Annotated in this window: 18 protein-coding genes; 5 read left to right on the top strand and 13 right to left on the bottom strand. The window is 36.4% G+C overall.

The features are described from left to right. Window positions 1-169: 169 nt before the first annotated feature. Together M0D58_RS04565 and M0D58_RS04570 are read right to left on the bottom strand one after the other, a co-directional pair. A complete protein-coding gene (locus tag M0D58_RS04565; RefSeq protein WP_248393834.1) occupies window positions 170-1,126 on the bottom strand; it encodes an SPFH domain-containing protein in 957 nt (318 codons plus the stop codon). A 124-nt stretch (window positions 1,127-1,250) separates the two neighbouring features. Further along, window positions 1,251-2,606: a deoxyguanosinetriphosphate triphosphohydrolase gene (locus tag M0D58_RS04570; protein WP_248394954.1), complete on the bottom strand. Its 1,356-nt coding sequence runs from the start codon at window positions 2,604-2,606 to the stop codon at window positions 1,251-1,253. A gap of 160 nt (window positions 2,607-2,766) precedes the next feature. Here M0D58_RS04570 and M0D58_RS04575 point away from each other — a divergent pair, with 160 nt between their 5' ends. After that, entirely contained in the window at window positions 2,767-3,477 is a 711-nt protein-coding gene (locus M0D58_RS04575) for an endonuclease (protein ID WP_248393836.1), read from the top strand. A gap of 790 nt (window positions 3,478-4,267) precedes the next feature. After that, entirely contained in the window at window positions 4,268-4,990 is a 723-nt protein-coding gene (locus M0D58_RS04580; RefSeq protein ID WP_248393837.1) for an AAA family ATPase, read from the top strand. A 215-nt stretch (window positions 4,991-5,205) separates the two neighbouring features. Here M0D58_RS04580 and M0D58_RS04585 read toward each other — a convergent pair whose 3' ends face one another. Beyond that, window positions 5,206-8,205, bottom strand: a complete 3,000-nt coding sequence (locus tag M0D58_RS04585) for a LamG-like jellyroll fold domain-containing protein (protein WP_248393839.1) — start codon at window positions 8,203-8,205, stop codon at window positions 5,206-5,208. 405 nt (window positions 8,206-8,610) lie between these two features. Between M0D58_RS04585 and M0D58_RS04590 the strand changes: the two genes are divergently transcribed. The 3 genes from M0D58_RS04590 to M0D58_RS04600 all read left to right on the top strand — a co-directional run bounded on the left by M0D58_RS04590 (window position 8,611) and on the right by M0D58_RS04600 (window position 10,505). Further along, a complete protein-coding gene (locus tag M0D58_RS04590; RefSeq protein WP_248393841.1) occupies window positions 8,611-8,790 on the top strand; it encodes a hypothetical protein in 180 nt (59 codons plus the stop codon). Window positions 8,791-8,895: 105 nt separating this feature from the next. After that, a complete protein-coding gene (locus M0D58_RS04595; RefSeq protein WP_248393842.1) occupies window positions 8,896-9,204 on the top strand; it encodes a hypothetical protein in 309 nt (102 codons plus the stop codon). 137 nt (window positions 9,205-9,341) lie between these two features. After that, window positions 9,342-10,505, top strand: a complete 1,164-nt coding sequence (locus M0D58_RS04600) for a hypothetical protein (protein ID WP_248393843.1) — start codon at window positions 9,342-9,344, stop codon at window positions 10,503-10,505. A 273-nt stretch (window positions 10,506-10,778) separates the two neighbouring features. Here M0D58_RS04600 and gcvP read toward each other — a convergent pair whose 3' ends face one another. The 10 genes from gcvP to M0D58_RS04650 form a co-directional block, all read right to left on the bottom strand. Beyond that, a complete protein-coding gene (gcvP, locus tag M0D58_RS04605; RefSeq protein ID WP_248393844.1) occupies window positions 10,779-13,637 on the bottom strand; it encodes an aminomethyl-transferring glycine dehydrogenase in 2,859 nt (952 codons plus the stop codon). A gap of 520 nt (window positions 13,638-14,157) precedes the next feature. After that, on the bottom strand, window positions 14,158-14,808 hold the full coding sequence (locus M0D58_RS04610) for a J domain-containing protein (RefSeq protein WP_248393845.1): 651 nt from the start codon (window positions 14,806-14,808) through the stop codon (window positions 14,158-14,160). Between the two features lie 1,421 nt (window positions 14,809-16,229). After that, window positions 16,230-16,499: a hypothetical protein gene (locus M0D58_RS04615; RefSeq protein WP_248393846.1), complete on the bottom strand. Its 270-nt coding sequence runs from the start codon at window positions 16,497-16,499 to the stop codon at window positions 16,230-16,232. Window positions 16,500-16,582: 83 nt separating this feature from the next. Then, a complete protein-coding gene (locus M0D58_RS04620) occupies window positions 16,583-16,924 on the bottom strand; it encodes a hypothetical protein (protein WP_248393847.1) in 342 nt (113 codons plus the stop codon). 13 nt (window positions 16,925-16,937) lie between these two features. Further along, window positions 16,938-17,492: an RNA polymerase sigma factor gene (locus tag M0D58_RS04625; RefSeq protein WP_248393848.1), complete on the bottom strand. Its 555-nt coding sequence runs from the start codon at window positions 17,490-17,492 to the stop codon at window positions 16,938-16,940. 342 nt (window positions 17,493-17,834) lie between these two features. Further along, a complete protein-coding gene (locus tag M0D58_RS04630; protein ID WP_248393849.1) occupies window positions 17,835-19,838 on the bottom strand; it encodes a S9 family peptidase in 2,004 nt (667 codons plus the stop codon). Window positions 19,839-19,947: 109 nt separating this feature from the next. Further along, on the bottom strand, window positions 19,948-20,406 hold the full coding sequence (locus M0D58_RS04635) for a DoxX family protein (RefSeq protein WP_248393850.1): 459 nt from the start codon (window positions 20,404-20,406) through the stop codon (window positions 19,948-19,950). 17 nt (window positions 20,407-20,423) lie between these two features. Then, window positions 20,424-20,882, bottom strand: a complete 459-nt coding sequence (locus M0D58_RS04640; protein WP_248393851.1) for an SRPBCC family protein — start codon at window positions 20,880-20,882, stop codon at window positions 20,424-20,426. 232 nt (window positions 20,883-21,114) lie between these two features. Beyond that, window positions 21,115-21,543 (bottom strand): SRPBCC domain-containing protein, encoded by a 429-nt coding sequence (locus tag M0D58_RS04645; protein WP_248393853.1) that lies wholly within the window; start codon window positions 21,541-21,543, stop codon window positions 21,115-21,117. A gap of 48 nt (window positions 21,544-21,591) precedes the next feature. Beyond that, window positions 21,592-22,425 (bottom strand): SDR family oxidoreductase, encoded by an 834-nt coding sequence (locus M0D58_RS04650; protein WP_248393855.1) that lies wholly within the window; start codon window positions 22,423-22,425, stop codon window positions 21,592-21,594. Window positions 22,426-22,603: the final 178 nt, after the last annotated feature.

Below are 22,603 nucleotides of genomic sequence, written 5' to 3' on the forward strand. Positions count from 1 at the left end.
TAAAAGGTTAAATTAGGTATTTAAAATCTTAAAAACAAGACCGGAAAATGTTAAGATAATTTAAAAATGAGGCATAAAAATTGACTTCTCTGCTTTGAAAATTCAACACAGTCTCATCAGGCAGATTTCAAAAACAAAAAAATAACCTCAGCAAAACTGAGGTTTTATTTTAAAGATCGTTATTGTTATTGTTGTGATTATGATCCTTTGGCGGTTTAGGATAATTTCCTTTGGTAACTTCTCCCACTGTGTTTGCTGCAGTCATCGCTACGACAAGATCATTCAGCATGTTGCTGGCTGCAGTTGGAGAATTAGGCAGAAGCACAAGATTACTTCTGTTGCTGGAACCTACGGAATGTAAGGTGTCATAATGCTGGGTAACTACAATCAAAGCAGAAGCTTCGTGGGAATTGATTTCCACATTGTTCAGCATTCTTACGGATTCTTCAAGACCTTTGGCAATTTCCCTTCTCTGGTCTGCAATCCCTTGTCCCTGAAGTTTTTTGGATTCCGCTTCTGCTCTTGCTACGGCAACAATCCGGATTCTCTGGGCTTCAGATTCGTATTCTGCCGCGGTTTTCTCTCTTTCTGCCGCGTTGATTCTGTTCATCGCGTGTTTTACCTGTTCATCCGGATCAATATCTGTTACTAATGCTTTAATAATATCGTAACCATAACTTTGCATGGCTTCCTGTAATTCTCCTTTTACAGCAATAGCAATATCATCTTTTTTTACGAAAACATCATCCAGCTTCAGCTTGGGAACTTCCGCCCTTACCACATCAAAAACATAGGAAGTAATCTGGTTTTCCGGATTTTCGAGGCGATAATACGCATCTCCCACCTGTGTTCTGATCACCTGATATTGTACTGAAATTTTCATTTTGATAAAAACATTGTCTAATGTTTTGGTATCAATCATCACATCCAGCTGCTGAATTCTAAGGTTCAGTCTTTTGGCAATCTGATCAATAATCGGCAGCTTAAGATGAAGCCCAGAATGCTTCACGGCCTGGAATTTTCCAAAGCGTTCGATGATGGCTGCCGTTTCCTGTTTCACCACAAAGAAGGAAGCAAATAAAATAATTAATCCGATAAAAATAATAGGTACTAAAAAAAGACTCATAGTTATAATTTTTAATATAAATTTGTATTCTTCATAAAGATATGGTTTTTAGATTTAAAAAGAAAACCGGACACTCTATTGCATCCGGTTTTAATATATCCTCTCTACAGTCGTTATAATAAGATTACATCGTCATACCAATATCAATTCCTTTTATTTTACGGTAGAGATCCGTGGCAAAATTATCCGTCATTCCGGAAACAAAATCTATTATTCCCAAAACCTTTTGGTAATCGGTTCCGTTTTGATAAACAAATTGCTGCGGAAGGAGTTTTAATGCTTTTTTGTCGTAGGACTTTCTTTCGTCCTCATGCTTCAGAATAGAAGGAATAAAGTGATCCAAAAGTTCATACATTACGTTATAACCTGCATTTTCGATTTCAACTACGGCTTTATGATTGTATATTTTCTCAATAGAAAAACTTTCAATATCCTGTAATGTTTTATTCTCGGATTTATAAAGATCCAAAAGCGCTGTATCAAGATTTCCTTCCAGAATTTTATCAAAGTTTTGTTTATACATTTCCAGCGATTGGTTGATCAGTGCATTAATAACCTTGGCACGAAGGTATGAGATCTGTTCATTTTCATTGGAAATAGAGCTTAGTTTGGTCTCAATGCGCTTTACATCATCTGATTCGGACTTTACCAGTTCAAAAAAAAGGTTTTTGCAATCGGCGGTAGAAACAATTCCGAGGCGGTGTGCGTCTTCCATATCAATAATATTGTAGCAGATATCGTCAGCCGCTTCTACCAGCCATACAAAAGGGTGTCTTTTGAAAATATGAGGATCTTCACTTTCTGAAATCAGATTGGTTTCTTTAGCAATTTCAAGAAAAATATCTTTTTCATTCTGAAAGAAACCGAATTTTTTACGATGAATAAACCCTTTCTTTTTGGCAATGGCTTCACAGGGATACTTAGCGATACTTGCCAAAGTTGAAAACGTAAGCTGTATTCCTCCGGCATCTTTTCCCTGCTGTTGCTGCGCCAAAACTCTTATGGCATTGGCATTTCCTTCAAAATTCATCAGATCTGCCCATTCTTTTTCATTGAATTTAGGCTTTAGGTCTGTCTCGTTTCTTTCAAAATAGCTTGCAATAGCATCTTCCCCGGAATGCCCGAATGCAGGATTTCCAACATCATGACAAAGGCACGCCGCGGCAATTACATTTCCTAAATTATGGAGATAAAAATTTTTAGCATCTTCTGTAAGATCATTTTTATACTGATCGTGAATGAACTCACCCATTACGCTTCCCAGACTTCGGCCCACAGAAGAAACTTCCAGTGAATGCGTAAGGCGGTTATGTACAAAAACACTTCCCGGCAACGGAAAAACCTGAGTCTTATTCTGAAGTCTCCTGAATGCCGATGAAAATATAATTCGGTCAAAGTCTCTCTGGAAATCCGTTCTTGAAGCTTTTGTGTTCGGATTGTTGCCTGTACGCTGATTCGTGAAAATCTGGTTTAAGTTCATCATGTGCCAAAATTAGCTCAAATTTATTTTTTTTCCGACACATCCTCATCATTTTTTATCATCTGTTTATATTCTTACAGCTGCTAAAGCTTGTTGTGGCAAAATTATTGTTATCTCGATATAAAATAAGATCATGCCCGAAGGTCCTTCCATAATTTTAATGAAAGAAAGCATTCAGAAATTTGAAGGCGGAAAAGTTCTTGAAGTTTCCGGAAATGCCAAAATCGATAAAGAAATCCTGGTTGGAAAAACGCTGAAAGAAATAAAAACCTTCGGAAAACAAACGTATCTTGTATTTAATGATGTCGCGGTAAGGATTCACCTGCTGATGTTCGGTTCTCATAGTGTGGATGAACAGACGAAACCCGACCGGCAGCTAAGGCTGTCTTTACTATTTTCCGGCGGAAGCATTTATTTCTATACCTGCCATGTAAAAATGGTGGATTCTGAATTCTTAGCCGGCATTGATTGGGAAGCTGACGTCATGAGTGACAGTTGGAATCCTACAAAAGCATTAAAGAAACTTAAAGCAAATCCCGAAATGATGGTTTGTGATGCTTTGATGGATCAGGATATTTTTTCCGGAGTCGGAAATATTATTAAAAATGAAGTTTTATTCCGAATTGAGGTACAGCCCGAAAGCCTTTTAGGCAAAATGCCGGATAAAAAAATAAAAGAACTGATGAAAGAAGCCCGAAATTATAGCTTCGATTTTCTGGAGTGGAAGAGAGAATTTACGCTTAAGAAACACTGGCTGGCCCACACTAAGAAAATTTGCCCGAAATGCGGCCAAAAATTCATCAAAAGGCAGACAGGTAAAGGAAAAAGAAGAAGTTTTTTCTGTGAAACCGATCAGCAATTATATCATTAATTTCTACTTACTTTCTATCTTACACATTTTAAAAATTATATGATTTGTTTTTTATTAAGCCATGTAAATAACACATTTACAGCAACATTTCATTCTCATATTTTGAAATAATTTTCACCTCTAAAGGATTTAAAAATTAAATTTTGTTCATATTAAAGTATTTTACTCAAATTTAGGTGATTTAAATCAGGTTTTATTTGAAGCTATGCGACGCATTTCGATTATTAAGTTTTGAAGCTTCAACATCTTCTTTTGAAAGAATCACAAAAAATTAAATAAAAATTAACAAATTCATAAATTAATTTTCAGTTATATATTAAATATACGTAAACTAATTTTAGCCTAAAAGTTAATTTAACACACTTAAAACACTGATATACATCATAATTTTTACTTTCAGATATCATTTTATTGTCGTAATATTGCAATATCAAATCAACAATAATTAATCAAATAATTAAAAATACAATAAAATGATCGCTTACATCGGAATCGCAACATGTTTAGTAGTTTTTTCTTCTTATTTCGCAACAGTTAAGAGAGAAGAAAGAAACTAATTTAAATTCTGTGGCTAGGAAGCCTAAGAACTCACAAATGAATTATATTGTTTATGTTTTCAACTTTTAATGGTTGACTGCTCTTTTACTCAGCGGAGTAAAAGGGCAACGAAAACATAAGGCAACTTACACTAAGGACAATTTTTAATTTTTATAATAGCCGATAAGGTCGAACATGTATTTGTTCGGCTTTTTTGTTGAATAACCTTTATATTTGCCGGTAAACTCTCCCGATGAACCTCTACAACCTTATTATTCAGGATAAAGAAGAAATAGCGCTCACAGATGTATTCCTTGATGCATATAATAAGGAACTGATCACACAGCTTATCAAAGAAAACACCTATGCTCCGGAATTACATGAGTACGGACTTCCGGTAAATAATAAAGTACTGCTTCAGGGAAGTTCAGGCTGCGGAAAAACCATGACCGCAAAAGCGATTGCCCATGAATTGGGTAAAAGCATTATTATTCTTAATTTAAGCAATATTGTTTCTTCAAGAATCGGGGAAACTTCACAGAATATCAAAATGATTTTTGATAAGGCAGCAAGAGAAAGATCGGTTCTGTTTCTTGATGAGCTGGACCAGATCGGCAAAGCAAGAGGCAGTGATGACAAAGACGTAGGCGAAATGAGAAGACTGGTGAATACCCTGATTCAGTTGATCGACTATTATCCGGAAAATGCATTGCTGATCTGCGCTACCAACCATCCTGAAATTATTGACACTGCTTTACTTCGCCGCTTTCAGCTGAAAATTAATTATGAAATGCCTTCCGAAGAATATCTTGATCTGTTTTATGATAATATTCTCGATAAATTCCCGGAAGATCTTCAAGATATTGTTAGAAAGTACAATATTTCTTTTGCCGAAGCTAAGGATTATGCTTTTACGGTGGTGAAAGGGAACCTCATCAAGAAGCTTGAAGGTGAGAAAATACAAAACTTTAAGTAATTGTTACACCGTCAGTTCGAGTCTTTTTCGGAGCAAAGCGTAGAAAAATGTATCGAGAACCGGCGAATGAAAAAGGCTTGTAGGAGTAACTTTTCGATACGATTTTTTCAAAATCTACTCAAAGTGACGAACACAAAGTTAATCGACAAAAAAGCCCTTTCATCATTGAAAGGGACTTCTTCTAATATAATATGAATGAACTAAGTATTTTTTTTTTATTGAACAACAATTTTAAAATTGCTATTTAAGTTCTCCCCGGAAACATTCAGAATATAATTTCCTGCAACCTTTCTGCTTGCAATATTAAAATTAAATACGCCATTTCCATTAGCATTAATCTTTTCTTTAAAGATGATTTTTCCCGTCATATCAATAACGGTCGCGGTAAGGCTGGATTTCTTATACTCAGGAAGTTTGATGGACAGCTGGTCTTTTACAGGATTCGGATACACCGTTCCCATATTTTTGCTGATGCTGAATTCATCATTACTCAATACAGCCTGGTTATATAGTGAATAAACTTCCGCCGCTGTTAATGCATAGTTGTACATTTTAAGCTCATCAAAGGCACCTTTATATGGAGCAGAAGCATTGGCAGTCGCCTGAAATTCCAGCTCACCGATATTTCCGATGATAAAATCACTAGACTCACCAATTCCTGTAACAGCCGTTTCATCTCCTTCGGAACTTAAAATACCATTGGTATAAATTCTTATTTTATGAGCAATAACATCACGCTGGATCACAACATGCACCCAATTATTGGTAAAATAATTAGCGATGGGTGAGGTAATTTCTTTTTTAGTGACATTATCGTCAATTGCAAAACGGAGCTGCCCCCCTTTGATTTCTACATTAAAGCGTTTTCCGGTAGCTCCTGTAGAAGCATTAGCCGTTATAGAACCTTTGCAAAGAACGTATAAACTTGTAGAGGAAGAAGACGGAATCATGCTCGCCGGTGCTTTCATCCAGTAAGAAACCGTAAAAGAATTAGCATTAAATAAAATCTGATCCTGGTGAGGAATGCTTGCAATGTAGATATTGTTTGGAGCTGTAGCAAGATCCAGGGCATAATTTTCTTTTCCGGGAACCCGTACATTGGCATTATCATAGGAAGTATTTAACGTTCCATGATTGGCAAAAGATGTCACATCTGCAATCTGTGTCCCTGACGAAGGCGCTTCTGTGAAAGGCCAGCTTCCGACCAGTGTCTGTGTTAATGCACGAAAAGACCATACATCACCTGTCGCAGTACCCAAAGTATTCGTAGCATCTACTCTCCAATAATAATTCGTTGCAGGATTAAGGTTGTTTAACTGATAAGAAGGTGAAGCGCTGTAAGAGACCGTTCCGATATTACTTAAATTTCCCGGATCTGTTCCGAAATAAACGGAATATGTTGTTGTATTTGTGCTTCCATTCCATTTTAAAAGCAGATTTCCGCTGTTTAATTCTGCACCGGTATTTCCATTTGCAGGAACGGGATTGATTGCTTTTGTCGGCGGTGAAGGAATTGGCGGTGTTGTTACTGAAGCATTTGAAGTGTATACAGAAGACTCTGAAGCATTGACTGCTTTTACCCTGTAGTAATACTGCGTATCTGGGGTTAACCCAGTTTCGTTATATGTTGTTGTATTCGCACCTAATGTCGCAATCACCGAAAAATTTGTCCCGTTGTCTGAACGTTCCAAAACATAACCTGTTTCGTTCGTGGCATTATCATTCCAGTTAACCGTTAGAGAGCTTACAGCAGGATTTCCTGTTGTCACTGCATTGGTGAAATTCAGATTGGTTGGCGGAATAATAAAATCCGGAGCCGTTGTAGTGGGTAAACCGTTAATGTAAACTTCAATATTCAGATATGGTGCATTGGTAGCACTTACTTCCAGAGCGTCGAAAACATTTTTATCAGTTCCATGGGCATCTTCCCACGCATCCGGCATTCCGTCATTATCGGTATCCAAAGGAGCCGGTGCGCCATAAACGTGTCCTGCCCCTCCATTGGTAAAACCAAATTGGTTGGCTAAATCAGTCTGCACATAAACATAGGTAGCGGTAGTTCCTTTCGACTGCAAGTCTGAAATCATTAAATTATCCACCTGGTCACGTCTTGGATAAGATGCTCCCACTCTGGAAACAATATTGTCGTATGCTTCCTGGGCACTTAATGCAGGGTTTTTCACCGGATAATCATAAGGAGCACTTAATATCGCTGTAGGGTCACCGACCGGATAGCCCGTTAAATCCTGAGGAACCAGGGAACCATCGAGTAATCCATTCTTATTATTATCGAAATAATTTCCGGAACCATAGAGGTTAAAATTAGCATTCCCGACGCTGAAAGGGGTAGTTACTGTATTGCTTGTATTAGGTCCTCCAATAAAATAATTATTGATGATATTCGCGAAAGAACTTCCCGCAGAATCCCCGCCCATGATGTAAGCTTCTCCGGATTGGGTATGCCCATAGGTATTTCCGTAATTGCCCCAGTTGTACACCACATTGTTTACAAACTCATTAATGCCTTTTATTTTATTATTACGCGTCTTGTTGCAGATGTATAAATTTCCGATCAGGCTTATTTTACCTCCCGGTGGAGGCTGCATCAGTCCGCCGGCAGAATGATTGTGACGGTGCATTCCCTGACCGATAATAGAATTCTGAATCGTTATATTATCAGGCGCTGTGCCGTTATTATCCCAGTTCACCGAGAAAACTTCGTCCGTGCCCCAGGTAAAAGTCATGTGATCCAAAATGATATTTGCTCCGTTGGCAATTCCTGAGGCATCCTGGTTTTGAGAAGTCCCTCCGTAACGGATTCTGAGATATCTTGCAATGGTATTATTGGCTCCTGTAAAGGATACTCTCGGTCCCAAAAACACAATTCCCTCTCCGGGAGCGGTCTGTCCGGCAATCGTTGTGTTGGCCGCAACAGCAACAATGGACTGTAAATTCACAATACCTCCCACTTTGAAGATGACAAATCTTCCCGGCTGGCTCACTGCATCACGGAATGAGCCCGGTCCACTGTCATTTAAGTTGGTAACTAAATAAACCTGGGGATTGGTAGCACCTCTCGCTCCTGTCGTAAATCTTCCAAAACCGGTAGCTTCCGGAAAGGCTAATGTCTGTGCCTGTAAATCAAATGTGGAATAGGTTAATCCGCAAAACAGTAAGGCCGTAAGGGTGTGTTTAGGTAGTAATGATTTTATCATATGATTAATTTTGTGTTAACTAATCTAAACACAAACGTAAATACAGGCATCCTGCTGCATCCTGCTGAACGATTACGACTCAATCAATTACGATATTAAATAAAAAAAGGAGACTCCATTCTGCCCTATTATTTAGATTATTATCACAATAAAATGAGGAAATACATTAAGCTTAGATTGGATTTCTTGTGTTTTTTTCTTTTGCGTTGGAATAAATTAAAAATCAATTATAACAAATCAATCGTTTTCGGAAGACTTTTTTTATATTTGATTATATTTTGAATTGACGCAATGCATGAAGACAAAAGTTGTGTTAAATTTTAAAACCAACAATATGCATATAGATTCAATCAGAGAAATGATTGCTGAAAATTAAATAATTCCTTTGATTTTTGGAATTATTGCTTGACAGATACTAATCCAGGAAATTATGGAGCAGAAGAATGGGAAGTTAATGCAACTATGGAAAATATCTATGTTGACATTCCAAATAGAAATTTCACATTCAAAGAAGTTGAATTTAATTTTGACGTAATACTAAACTCAAGCGGTGCAGACGGATTTGATGAAAATTTTTTCTTTTAGTAGACGGAAATGGAGAATTCGATTTTCCTGAAAGTGATAAAATAATTTTAAAAGAACTCAAATTACTAACAACTTTAGATTTATACTCTGAAGAATAACAAACACATGAAAGAAATCTACAATCAAATAATAGAAAACACTAAAAGAATTTCTACTGAACAAGAATACTTTAGTCTTCCAACAATTGAAAACGCAACAATTACTACAGAAGATTTAGAAGCAACTGGTGCAACTCTACTCAAAAGAAAATACATTATTGAAAATGAAGAGGGTAAAATTGAAATCTTATATGAATCGAAAGACAAATGTAGAGTTCATCAAGTTAATCCAGATTGGAATAAAATAGAAATTACTTTTAGTGGCGCAAATGGAGAAAAAGACAGCTACACAGATGGCTGGTCTGATAAAATGTAAAAAAACTTCACATAACATCGGTTTTGAGCAATGGCGGAGCTTAGGACATATTTGGAAAGGCTTGGTGCTGAAAAACCGCCACTGACGCAAAGCCACAAGACGTTACCTTCAATTTTACAACAACATTACTTCATCAAATGAAAATAGCTTTACATTTTAATGCTGATCATGAAAGTTTAGGCTCACTTTACGGTTACACAATTTATGAAGAAATTTTTAAAGTTATTTTAGAAAATAGAACTTTAAATATTTCTTCTAAACTTTTTGTAGGAGATTTATTATTTTTATTATATAGCCAAGAGGAAGTTCAGAAAAAGGTTGAAGAAAATGTAACATCTACAACGTATCAAGTGAATCCAGAAAAATATTATCAGTTAATTGAAAGTTGGTTATATTCTGAGGAAAATAATTGGAAAAAATTTGACAGTAAAAGACTCGAAAATTCTTTAAATCATAATATTTTTGCCGTATGTTTTGAAAGCTTAGATTTAAAATGGGCTGAATATTTATTTGAAAATCTTAAAGATTATGAACCTTTTATAGGAGCAATGGAAATAAATGATTCAAACAAAACACATTGGATGCTTTATAGTCGTACACTAATACCATATGCAAGGATAAGAAATAAAAAACTGAATTTATTCCATGATAGTTTTGAAAGTGATGATTTAGACACAGAAATGCAAAAGGAATATTTGAAGATTGGTTTTGAAAGTGTTGAATTTGAAGACTTGAAACTTAAATATTCAATATTTGATAGTTTCCATGATTACGAACATGCAAGACGAGTTGCTGAATGGAAAAAAGGATTTGGCTCATCTCTAGCATATATAGCAGATAATGTAGTATCGCAATTATCTGATATCGCACCTGATTTAGGTAACAAATTATGGTCAGCTTTAAATACGTATGAAAGTTCAGAAACTAATGAACAATTTGCTCAAGTTGTGACAACTTGTAGAAGAATATTTGAATATGTTACAGATTGTATTTTTCCACCACAAAATGAACTAAACGGAAATGGAAATTCATTGAAAGCAGATAAATATAAAAATCGAATATATGAATATAGTAAACAGAACAAATTAAGTTCTACAAACATTGATTTAATTACTGCTTCAACGGAACTATTATTTGCACAATGGTCAAAATTGAATAATCTCGCAAATAAAGGAGTTCATGCAGAAGTATATAGGGATGAAACTAGAAGATGTTTAATTAGAACTGTATTAATGCTTGATGATATAATTTCACTGAAAGATGGATCATTTGAAATTCAACCAAATATAAATTTGAGCTAAAAAACTGCAGTTAAAATTGTATTGCCAAAATGATGGGAGAAATGCAAAATTGAAAAGCATGTTTTCATTCCGCTCATGCTTTTCAACTCTGCAAATTTTTGTAAGTTAGCAGTATTTATGAAGTATTCGCTACCTATGTGTGTCGTTGAACTTTGAGTCCTTTGAAAGTCCGACCTCGCTAATACTTTTTATTTTAAATCAATTCAAATTAATTTTCCACCAAAAAAATCCCTCTCATCACTGAAAGGGATTAATTATATAAAAAAATTTTGATTACATATAAGCTTCAATAGGCTCACAAGTACATACTAAGTTTCTGTCTCCGTAGGCTTCATCTACTCTTGAAACGGAAGCAAAGAATTTATGATCTCTCACCCACTCCAGCGGATATGCTGCTTTCTCTCTGCTGTATGGTTTATCCCATGAATCAGAGATTACCAATTGCTCCGTGTGAGGTGCATTTTTCAACACGTTGTTTGCCGGATCTGCATCACCGTTTGCAATCTCATCAATTTCATGCTTGATCGCGATTAATGCTTCTGCAAAACGATCGATTTCAGCTTTGCTTTCAGATTCTGTAGGCTCAATCATCAATGTTCCTGCCACAGGGAAAGAAACGGTCGGCGCGTGGAATCCGTAATCCATAAGTCTTTTCGCAACATCTGCCACTTCAATTCCTAACGATTTGAACTGTCTGAAATCTACGATACATTCGTGTGCTACTCTTCCGTTTTCGTTGGAATATAAGATCGGGAAATGCTCGGCTAAAATTTCTTTTAAATAGTTTGCGTTCAGAATAGCATGCTCCGTTGCTTTTTTCAACCCTGAAGTTCCTAACATTTTGATGTATGCATAAGAAATATTCAGAATTAATCCTGAACCGTAAGGTGCTGCGGAAATACCGTCTATTGATTCTTTAGAACCGATTTTAATGTTCGCATTGGAAGGTAAGAAAGGCACCAAATGTTTAGCCACACAGATCGGGCCAACGCCAGGGCCTCCTCCACCGTGAGGAATTGCGAAAGTTTTATGTAAGTTTAAGTGACAAACGTCTGCCCCGATATTCCCAGGACTTGTGTATCCTACCTGTGCGTTCATGTTAGCTCCGTCCATATATACCTGTCCGCCATGCTCATGGATCAAAGAAGTAATTTCTTTAATGTTGGCATCGAAGAATCCGTAAGTTGAAGGATATGTGATCATTACACAGGAAAGATTTTCAGAATGCTGTTCTGCTTTAGCTTTTAAATCATCGAAGTCGATTTCACCGTTTTCAAGGTTTTTCACTACCACGATCTTCATTCCTGCCATTGCTGCAGACGCCGGGTTTGTTCCGTGTGCTGATTGCGGAATTAAAACAACATTTCTATGGCCTTCACCTCTAGAGATATGATATTCTCTGATCACCATTAAACCTGCGTATTCTCCCTGTGCACCGGAATTCGGCTGTAAAGAAGTTCCTGCAAATCCTGTAATTTCAGCTAAATCTTTTTCCAGTTCGCTGATCATTTCCTGATAACCTGCTGCCTGATTCACCGGTACAAATGGGTGAATTGCTCCCCAGTTTTCCCATGAAAGCGGTAGCATCTGCGTTGCTGCGTTAAGCTTCATTGTACAAGAACCTAAAGAAATCATAGAGTGTGTCAATGATAAATCTTTTCTTTCCAGGCGCTTGATGTAACGCATCAGTTCTGTTTCCGTATGGTATTTATTAAATACTTCTTCCGTAAGAATTTCGTCTTTTCTTAAATTCTCATCAGGAATGCTGTATCCTTCTTTTATTTCTAATTTGAAACTTTGCTTATCTTTAAACTGAGCAAAAGATGCCATCAGATAATTCAGTTTATCCAACGTTGTACTTTCGTTGATCGCAATACTTACCACACCTTCCGTGAAATAATTCAGGTTGAGTTTATGATCAAGCATCATTCTCATCAGTCTTCCTTTTTCATCTTCACTAAGGTTGATTTTTACCGTATCGAAAATCGGTTCTTCAACGATGTCATATCCTAATGCTTTAAGCCCGTTTTTAAGAGCATTTGCTTTAAAGTGAATCTGATCTGCGATATAGTTCAATCCTTTCGGACCATGGTAAACAGCATACATTCCAGCCATTACTGCCAGAAGAACCTGGGCTGTACAGATGTTTGATGTTGCTCTCTCTCTTTTAATGTGCTGCTCTCTGGTCTGTAATGCCATTCTGAGGGCACGTTTTCCGTAAGCATCCTGAGAAACCCCGATAATTCTTCCCGGGATATCTCTTTTATAATCTTCCTTACAAGAGAAGAATGCCGCGTGAGGTCCTCCGTATCCCAACGGAATACCAAATCTCTGCGTTGTCCCTACAGCACAGTCGGCACCCATTGATGCAGGAGATTTTAGCTTAACCAAAGCCATCGGATCGCAGGCAACTACTACCTGTAGATCTGATTTTTTATATTCAGCGATATTTTGAGTATAGTCTAAAACGATTCCGTTTTTACCAGGATATTGCAATAATACACCGAAGTAAGAACCGTCGAATTCATGAGAAGCATGATCTCCTTCAACGATTTCAATTTCCAGTCCTTCTGCTTTTGTTTTTAAAACGGAAACCGTCTGCGGTAATACAAGATCTGAAACGAAGAATTTATTAGCTCCTGCCTTTTTCTGATCTTTTGTTCTGTTATTGAAGAACATGTGCATGGCTTCTGCTGCTGCGGTGGATTCGTCCAGCAATGATGCATTTGCCAAGGCAAAACCTGTAAGATCACATACAACAGTCTGGAAATTAAGAAGCGCTTCCAGCCTTCCCTGTGCTATTTCCGCCTGATAAGGAGTATATGCAGTATACCAGCTCGGGTTTTCAAAGATATTTCTCTGAATAGCCGAAGGCAACAGCGTGTTATGATATCCAAAACCGATATAGCTGGTGTAATCCGTATTTTTCGATGCCAGCTCTTTCGAATGATTCAGCATTTCGTATTCTGAAAGCGGTTCTGAAATGTCAAGATCTTTCTCTAAGCGGATAGAAGAAGGAATGGTTTGAGAGATGAGCTCTTCAACACTTGAAACGCCAATTTTTTCCAGCATTGCCTGTTTATCGGCTTCATTTACTGAAATGTGGCGGCTCACAAACTGTTCTGTATTCATTTTTATTTATTAGATTTTGTTGTAAAAAAGATTCGTAAAATTACGATTTTTTAGAAAATTGTACAAGTAAATTAAGAACGTACAGAAATTACAAAAAGTATATTATCCTATCAATATTAAGAGGTTTTTATTGTCATTTTGAAATAAAAATAAGGCAAATACTCAATTTTGCATAAATTATTTCAGTTTTTATTTTTTTTAATTCTTTAAAAACTAACCCAAAAACATGGACAAATGAATACAATTTTATTATAAAATTATTATAAGGAATGAATTTTTCATTTATGCACTAACCATTTATTATTCAACCTAATAAATTTCATGAAATTTTATTATCTGTATTTATTCTAAATTAATATATTTGCATCATGAACATGATTGTCCCATTTAAAGTACCGCCTTTAGCGCCTGTATATTCTGCAAATTCTGAAGAAATGTATTGTGGTGATAAGAAATCCTGCTGCAAGAAATTTAAAAAAGGAAAACGGTGCAAGAAATGCCCCGGAAGAAAGAAGATGGCCTAATGCCCGAAGCTTTTTATTAAAAAATACAGGGCCAGGATAAGTAAACCAACAGCCACAATAATTTTCATGATTTTTGGCTGACCGTGCGGGTTTGCAGCTGTTCTCGGCTGTGATCTGAATAATTCTTCTGCTTTTTCTTTGAATTTTTCTGTATCGCTTTCAAAAACTTCGGTAATGGTAATGCCTTGTACCGCCGTTTTATGCAGCAATGAATTGGTAGCATGCAGCAAAATCTGAAATTTTCCGTCTTTAAATTCCGTTATTTTAAATACTCTTTCTCCATACGCTTTTTCCAGCCCGAAAGGCAAAACCTTCACTACATCCGCATTTTGTGTCTGCCAGGTCACGATAATTTCCTCCCCTTTTTTTGCATGGATTTTATTGGCTGAAAACGTCTTGATGGATGGCGGAACCGTATACCGAAAGCTTTTCTGCTGGCTTTCTAAATTCTGATCATAAGAATGTCTCCTGCTTTTATCGCTCAGCGTTTCATAAGCTTCCTGTATTTCCCTGAAGCGGTCTGCAAAGAAATCATCATTCTGATTTTTGTCGGGGTGATATTTTAAAGAAAGTTTACGATATGCTTTTTTGATGTCTTCTTCTGAAGCATCGTGCGGAATCCCTAGAAAATAGTAATAATCTTTCATTGAATGATACAAAAGTAAGGAATTTGTGTTGGCGGGCAAAGGGTATAATTCTTTTTAACGTGAGGTTCGCGAAGTTTTTTTAATGTTTTTAATTTAATCTAAGGTGTCATGCTGGGAGCATCTCAACAAGCATTTTAAACGCGAAGTACACAAAGATTTTTTTTTAATACCTGAGAATATCGTTTCGTTCGCAAAGGCGTTCCACTCAGCAAAATTCGTAAATAGACTCGTGAAATTAAATGCAGGGTTTTATTTATCCCGCGGATTTCACAGATTACGCAGATTTTTTTATAAAAGTTTTAATTCACTCTAATGTTGTCATGTGGAAGTATTTCAACAAGCATTTTAAACGCGAAGTACACGAAGATTTTTTTAATACCTGAGAATATCGTTTCGTTCGCAAAGGCGTTCCACTCAGCAAAATTCGTAAATAGACTCGTGAAATTAAATGCAGGGTTTTATTTATCCCGCGGATTTTACAGATTACGCAGATTTTTTTATAAAAGTTTTAATTCAATCTAAGGTTGTCATGTGGAAGTATTTCAACAAGCATTTTAAACGCGAAGTACACGAAGATTTTTTTAATACCTGAGAATATCGTTTCGTTCGCAAAGGCGTTCCACTCAGCAAAGTTCGTAAATAGACTCATGAAATTAAATGCAGGGTTTTATTTATCCCGCGGATTTCACAGATTACGCAGATTTTTTTATAAAAGTTTTAATTTAATCTAATGTTGTCATGCTGGAAGCATCTCAAAAAGCATTTTAAACGCGAAGTACACAAAGATTTTTTTAATACCTGAGAATATCGTTTCGTTCGCAAAGGCGTTCCACTCAGCAAAATTCGTAAATAGGCTCGTGAAATTAAATGCAGGGTTTTATTTATCCCGCGGATTTCACAGATTACGCAGATTTTTTTTATAAAAGTTTTAATTCACTCTAATGTTGTCATGTGGAAGTATTTCAACAAGCATTTTAAACGCGAAGTACACAAAGATTTTTTTTAAATGGCTGAGAATATTTTTTTGTTCGCAAAGATACTTCGACAAGCTCAGCATAAACTATCACTCAGCAAATGCTGAATGCGTTAGTTGCATTATGCTTTCAATATGGCAACTTTTGTCGACATTTCTAAATATTGAAAGGAACGACTGCCACCCTAGCCCAGATTGCAGCAATTGTCTGAGCTCATTTCTTTGTTTCCGGCTCGGCGGCAAAGCCGCCGAGCCGGAAACAAAGAAATAGCGAGTGCGGAAAGCTGGAAAAAGCTCATTAGAAATTGCCGCAAGTGGAAAGCTTGTCATGAATTGATACTTTTTTAGACTGCTTCTTCGCCGCTCACCGCAATGACTATAAAAATTCCGGCTCGGGAAGCTTCGCTTCCCGAGCCGGAATAAATAATCTCAATTTAGTTACTTTCTATTATGCTTCCGCAATATTTTCTTTCTTTTCAAATCTGCTGTGGCATCTTGATGCGAATTCCTTTTTGAACTTTCCCTTCATTTCCTGATATTGCTCGTCATTCATTTCCCTGATTTTATCGGCTAGTCCGAAAGGTGATTTTTCCTTGATTCCGTATTCCTCAAAAATACCTTTGACAAATCTTTTTCTTTGGGCTGCTTTTTTAACGATCATGGCAACACCTGCAATAGCTAATGCTCCAAGAGCACCTTTTAATACTGAATTTTTCATTTTCTTAAATTTTAAATTTTACTACTTCTTTTTATAAAGACGAATCGTATTGAACTTTACTTTACTACTTCTTAAATTTCAAATTATTCGTTTGTTTTTTTATTTCTTCCGAAAAAACCGCTTTCGCATCTGTTTTTCCAGACTTCCTTAAATTTTTCTCTTTCTTCAGGAGAAAGATGCATCATTTTCTCTCTCATTTTTCTTTCCTTAAAATCTCTCATTCCTTTTCCGAAATGGAAGCCTCCGAAAAGAATCTTACTTAAGACAAGAATTCCCATGGCCTGCCAATACGTAATGGATTTTATGCCCAATATTTCGGGAAGAAGATGATTCCAGAGGGCCATCACAATCCAGGTAACTCCTAAAAAAATCAATGGCGGACACAGTATTAAAAAAATCCAGCCTTTTTTATGTTTATGATTCATATTTTTCTTTTTACTAACTATTTAAATCTTCGTATAATTTTCTCAACCGGTTTCTCAAGTGTTTTACCGCGTAATTTTTTCGGCTGATGATGGTTTTGATATTTTCACCGTGTTCATCGGCTATTTCCTGAAGGGTTTTATCATTGAGTTCGTTTTCAACATAGACAATTCTTTGTTTTTCAGGAAGTTCTTCCAGTGCTTCAAATAATTTTTTCCAGATTTCATCCTGAAACATTTTTATTTCCGGACCGGCGCTTTCATCCATCAGCAGAATATCTTTAATGGAGAAATCGCCGTCTTCATCCTCATACACGAAATCCTCAAGGTTTTCGGTTTTTTTCTTCCGGTACTTGTCGGTGATTTTATTGGCCGTAACCCTGTACAGCCAGCCACCTACGTTTACAATCTCAGAGAAATTCGTAAGACTACTGAACTGATACCACACCTCCTGCAGAATATCTTCCGCATCTTCCGCATTTTTCACTTTGGGACGAATATAAGACATCAGCTTTCCTCCGTACTTTGAAACGGTTTGCGAGATGATATTGTCCTTCTCCTTCTGTGGCATTGTTATTTTTTCGACAACCTCCATATTGCTATGACGGTTGAAATTTTTGTTTTACTTTAATAAATTTAAAATATTTTTCGGGAACTCAGGATTTTCTTTTATTAATCGTATTTTTTTAGATGTAGTTTTTATTTGTAGAACTTGTATTAATTTTTTTAGGAGCTTTTTCCCGCTATCCACTTTATCTTTTTTGTTTTTCCATTCTAAAGCTTCAGCAAACAAAAAAGGATGCCGTTTCTATCGGGGCTAGACTATAGTCTATCGGTAAAAATGCAGTCATTAAAAACAAAAACGGAAAGCTCAAGGAACTTTCCGTAGTTTAATTATAAAAATGTATTGGATTTACTGATTAAAATTTTTAGCAAAGAAGCCCATCATGGTTTTGTAAAATTCAATACGGTTGGGTTCTTTTCCGAATCCGTGGCCTTCATCATATTTTACCATATACGGAACTTCAAAACCTTTAGCCCTTAAACCTTTTACAATCTGGTCAGATTCATTGATGTTCACTCTTGGGTCATTCGCTCCCTGAACCACAAACAAAGGTTTTTTAATTTTATCAATCTGGAAAACCGGCGAAACTTCTTTGGCAATTTTGGCTTCTTCAGGATTATCAAGATCGTACCAGATCTGCTTCACCATTTCTTTGTACGGCTTCCAGTATTCCGGGAAGGAATCGAAAAAGGTAAAGATATTGGATACCCCAACATAATCAACTCCGCAGGAATAAAGATCCGGAGTTTTAATCAATCCCATTAAAGTGGCGTATCCGCCATGGCTGCCGCCGTAGATGGCAACTTTATTTTTATCAATCCAGCCTTGTTCAATGACGTATTTAACGCCGTCTTCCACATCATCCATTGCTTTTCTTCCGATTTGTTTATAACCTGCCTGCTGGAATTCCTTGCCATATCCGCCGGAAATTCTGAAGTTTACCTGTAATGTCGCATATCCTCTGCTGGCAAACAACTGTGTTTCCGGATTAAAACCCCAGTCGTCGCGAATTCCCTGCGGACCGCCGTGGGGATTAACAATTAAAGGAACTTTTTTACCCTGCAGCGCTTCCTTTGGCAATGTGATATACCCACGAATGGTTAATCCGTCCCTGCTTTTAAATTCAATTGGGCGCATTTCTGCCATATCTTCTTCTTTCAGCTGAGGCATGAGATCAAAAAGAAGCTTGATGGTTTTGGATTTGGTATCGTATTCATAATATTTTCCATAAACCTTATCGCTGTCTGTAATGACAAGCAGCTTATTATCTTTATCATCAGAAGAAACAACATAAAATTGTTTGTCTCCGAATTCAGAAGCCAGTTTATCGTGAACTTCTTTATAGAATTTACTTACGGGAATCGTTTCATTTTTAATTCCGTTATAGCTGATGTAATCGAGTTCGTAATTTCTGTTTTTCCCTGCCAGACTGATCGAACTGACATCAAAATCAGGATTTGAATATATTCCCTTAATGATTGCATCCTTTTTTAAATCGTACAGGACAATTCTTGATTTGTCACCGTCAAGATTGGTAACTACGTACGCTTCATCCTTATTTTTGGAATTTTCGTTAAAACTTGCGATGTAGAAGGTATTTTTCCAGTCTGTAGATTTCAGAAGATTGAATTTCCCGGTCTGCAGGTCTTTGTAGTACAGCTTTGAAGTGAGACCGTTTTCAAGAACAACATATCCGCGCAGGTTTCCGTCTTTATCAAAAATATAATCATCAATCGGGCTTTTAACATCTTTGTTCTCATACAGCTGCGTAATTTCCCCGGTATTGAAATTGATCTTATACGGCTCAAAAATCTGCTTGTTGTTTTTGTTCATAGTAACTACTACAAACGGAGTATCTTTGATAACCCTTACGGTTCCCAGTGTAATTCCTTCAAAAGGGGTAAGATCTTTTAGATTTTTACCATCAATATCTGCGGCATATAAATGCAGATTTTCGTTTCCACCACGGTCCTGTGTGTAGAATAAGCGTTTTTTATCCAGCCAGCCGTAGCTTCTGATCAAATCATCTTTTTCTTCCAGTGCTTTGGTTACTTTTCCTGTTTTCAGGTCTTTTACATAGACGTGGTTTTTGCTGTCTTTGTCTTTTTCCTTATAGGAAAGATACTGGCCGTCCGGCGAAATTTTAAATTGTGAAGCTTTCGGCCTTGCAAAGTAATCCTCCACTTTATATTTGAAGTTTCCTTTATCATAAGAAATAAGCTGGTCGAACGTTGTTTTTGTAGAAACCAGGGAAGGATCTCCCGGCAATTTTGCGGTATTGGTCTGTGCATTCATCATGAGGGCGGTTATTACCACTTGTGATATCCCGAAAATTTTAGCAGTGATATTCATATTTCATGGTTTGGTTAAAAATGTCTCTAATATATAATAAGACGCCCTACCCTGAAGAATTGTTACATCAAATGCTAAATATGTTTTAAAGAAATCTTATTTAAATAAATTAATTCAGATAAATCCCGAAGTACCAGGTCCAGGCAATCAAAATAATCTGCATCGGAATTCTTTCTTTATAAAGGTAACTCATTCCCGGGCCGGTAAAATCCGCTTTAAAAATATTGATATTTTTCTTTGACGAATTGATGTTGGCAATAAATACCAATACATAAAAAATTATCAGTAAAACAGCAGTCAGCTCACGAATGGAGGGTATCATGAGACCAATTCCTGCAGCAATTTCTATAACTCCGGTAATATATACCCAAAACATTTTGGCAGGTATAAATTCCGGGATCATCATTGCCATTCCTTTCTGAAATTTAAAATGTGACAACCCGGTAAATATGATAAAGACAGCCATTCCAAGATTTCCGGAAAACAAAAAGTTCCAGTCACCCTCAAAAATTTTCGTTCCTGCTAAAGCAAGAAAGAATGTTGCAAAGAGAATTGTTAATAGTTTCATATTGCTATAATTTCCCCTTAAAGTGTTAAAGTATTTTCCGCGAGATTTTTAACTATTTCAAGTCCCTGTGTGAAGCCTTTGTTCATGTGCTCTTCCCAGTTTTTATCCACCTGAACCTCAGCATGAAGTTTGGTTCTTCCGTCAAAATCAATCAAAAAATACTTCTCGAAACATCCGCTCCACTGCTTCACTTCCATGCTTTCAGTGTCTTCATTTCCTTCTTTATCTACCATTCCGAGATGTTTGAAAATAATCTGATCCGGTTCTTCCATATTATCTATGGTTGAAACCATTCCCTCACCTTCACTATTCAGGAAGTACGTTTTTCCGCCAACTTGCCAGTCTGATTTCATTACAGATGCAGAAGCCGGATTGAAAAATTTTGTCCATTCACGATATGTTTTTTCATTCCACAGTACGTCCCAGACTTTTTGTTTGGAAGCGCTGATGATGATTTCATAAGATAATGTTTCCATAGCTGAAATTTTATGTATTAACTTGTTTAAAATAACTTCAGAATTAACCGCAAAAGGTACAAAAGATAATGTTAAAGCGAATTTCCAGAATAATCAAAGTGCTCAAAAGAATAAAAATCAAAGATTTTTAAAAACTATTGTTAACTTTTTCGTTTATAATTATCAACTTTAAATAAAAGTTTAGTTCATCTTTTGTGACTTTTGCGGGTAAAAGTTTAAACAGACTTATTATTTAAAGTTGATTTTCAGAAAGATTTTTAACATTGGATAATGCAACTGGAAATTTTTCTTCAAAGAATGATTTGAACTCTTCTGTGGTTGCCACTTCAACGTAAAGATGCGTGGTATTTTCATGTTCCTTGAGGATGTATCGTTCTGTAGCTTCTCCCAAATCGCGCGGTGTTTCTACTCCTTCATAAATTTCTCCAAGATGAAGAAAAGTTATTTCCTCACTGGGAATCAATTGAACGATCTTACTGTACATTCCATTATTTTTAGGGTCTAGGAATTTTATAATATTTCCTTTTTCCAAACTTCCCTGATAAAAAGAACCTTCTGTAAAAGCTGATGTCCATTGTCTGAAAGAGAAATCGTCCCAAAGTACAGTCCAGACTTTTACCGCTTCCGCATTAATCTGAATATCAAAATGTAATATTTCCATAAATTGTATAAGTAGCTGTTATTATGTTATTTGTGTATTATATTATTTTTATCCTCCGACATAATCTCCGCCATTGATATGGATGATTTCGCCGGTAATGAAACTTGAATCCTGTGATGCTAAAAACACGTAGGCCGGTGCAACTTCCGATGGCTGCCCCGCTCTTTTCATTGGGTTATCTTTCCCGAAATCTGATACATCATCGAAGGTTTCTTTAACCAGAGGTGTCCAGATAGGACCAGGCGCAACGCCGTTTACCAGAATATTTTTTTCTGCAATATTGGTTGCCAGAGAGCGGATAAAAGTTGCTATTGCACCTTTTGTGGACGAATAGTCAATGAGGTGATCACTTCCGCGATACGCTGTTACAGAAGTGGTACAGATAATCCGTGATCCGTTTTTCATCAGCTGCAGGCAGTCTCTGGTAAATGAAATCATAGAGATGATATTGGTATTGAACGTTTCATGAATCTGTTCGTCTGTGATGTTTTCAATATCATCTTTCGGGAACTGTATTCCTACATTATTGACAAGAATATCTAATGTCTCCCAATCTTTTTTTATTTTTTCAATGCATTTTTTCTGAAAATTCTTTTTTGAAATATCACCTTTCAGCAAAACGCATTTCCTGCCTTCCTTTTCTACCAATTTTTTTGTTTCTTCCGCATCGTCATCACTTTCTTTATAGATGATGGCAACATCTGCTCCTTCGCGGGCAAAATGCACGGCAACAGCCTGTCCTATTCCGCTGTCCCCTCCTGAAATAACCGCTTTTTTATCCAATAGTTTCTCGCTTCCTCTGTAGCTCTCCCGGATAATCTCCGGCAGGATACCTTCTTCCGGTACTTTTGATTTAGATTGTGACTTGTTGTGTGTTTTCATAAAAGATATTTCCTTTACAGCATCAAACAGCAAGCCGAAGCTGAAAATATGGTATCTTATAAATATGAATTACATTTTAATTAGTTTTTCAGATTATGTATAAAATTGATTATTTAAAATAATCAGAGCAGTTTTTGAATCTATTGAACGCAAAGGTTCGCAAAGATTTCTTTATTAC

The organism is Chryseobacterium nepalense (assembly GCF_023195755.1).
GTDB classification, from domain to species: domain Bacteria; phylum Bacteroidota; class Bacteroidia; order Flavobacteriales; family Weeksellaceae; genus Chryseobacterium; species Chryseobacterium nepalense.

Excerpts from the sequence above, each read along its gene's own strand:
- M0D58_RS04565 (WP_248393834.1), bottom strand. The coding sequence starts at position 1,126 with ATGAGTCTTTTTTTAGTACCTATTATTTTTATCGGATTAATTATTTTA.
- M0D58_RS04570 (WP_248394954.1), bottom strand. The coding sequence starts at position 2,606 with ATGAACTTAAACCAGATTTTCACGAATCAGCGTACAGGCAACAATCCG.
- M0D58_RS04575 (WP_248393836.1), top strand. The coding sequence starts at position 2,767 with ATGAAAGAAAGCATTCAGAAATTTGAAGGCGGAAAAGTTCTTGAAGTT.
- M0D58_RS04580 (WP_248393837.1), top strand. The coding sequence starts at position 4,268 with ATGAACCTCTACAACCTTATTATTCAGGATAAAGAAGAAATAGCGCTC.
- M0D58_RS04585 (WP_248393839.1), bottom strand. The coding sequence starts at position 8,205 with ATGATAAAATCATTACTACCTAAACACACCCTTACGGCCTTACTGTTT.
- M0D58_RS04595 (WP_248393842.1), top strand. The coding sequence starts at position 8,896 with ATGAAAGAAATCTACAATCAAATAATAGAAAACACTAAAAGAATTTCT.
- M0D58_RS04600 (WP_248393843.1), top strand. The coding sequence starts at position 9,342 with ATGAAAATAGCTTTACATTTTAATGCTGATCATGAAAGTTTAGGCTCA.
- gcvP (WP_248393844.1), bottom strand. The coding sequence starts at position 13,637 with ATGAATACAGAACAGTTTGTGAGCCGCCACATTTCAGTAAATGAAGCC.
- M0D58_RS04610 (WP_248393845.1), bottom strand. The coding sequence starts at position 14,808 with ATGAAAGATTATTACTATTTTCTAGGGATTCCGCACGATGCTTCAGAA.
- M0D58_RS04615 (WP_248393846.1), bottom strand. The coding sequence starts at position 16,499 with ATGAAAAATTCAGTATTAAAAGGTGCTCTTGGAGCATTAGCTATTGCA.
- M0D58_RS04620 (WP_248393847.1), bottom strand. The coding sequence starts at position 16,924 with ATGAATCATAAACATAAAAAAGGCTGGATTTTTTTAATACTGTGTCCG.
- M0D58_RS04625 (WP_248393848.1), bottom strand. The coding sequence starts at position 17,492 with ATGCCACAGAAGGAGAAGGACAATATCATCTCGCAAACCGTTTCAAAG.
- M0D58_RS04630 (WP_248393849.1), bottom strand. The coding sequence starts at position 19,838 with ATGAATATCACTGCTAAAATTTTCGGGATATCACAAGTGGTAATAACC.
- M0D58_RS04635 (WP_248393850.1), bottom strand. The coding sequence starts at position 20,406 with ATGAAACTATTAACAATTCTCTTTGCAACATTCTTTCTTGCTTTAGCA.
- M0D58_RS04640 (WP_248393851.1), bottom strand. The coding sequence starts at position 20,882 with ATGGAAACATTATCTTATGAAATCATCATCAGCGCTTCCAAACAAAAA.
- M0D58_RS04645 (WP_248393853.1), bottom strand. The coding sequence starts at position 21,543 with ATGGAAATATTACATTTTGATATTCAGATTAATGCGGAAGCGGTAAAA.
- M0D58_RS04650 (WP_248393855.1), bottom strand. The coding sequence starts at position 22,425 with ATGAAAACACACAACAAGTCACAATCTAAATCAAAAGTACCGGAAGAA.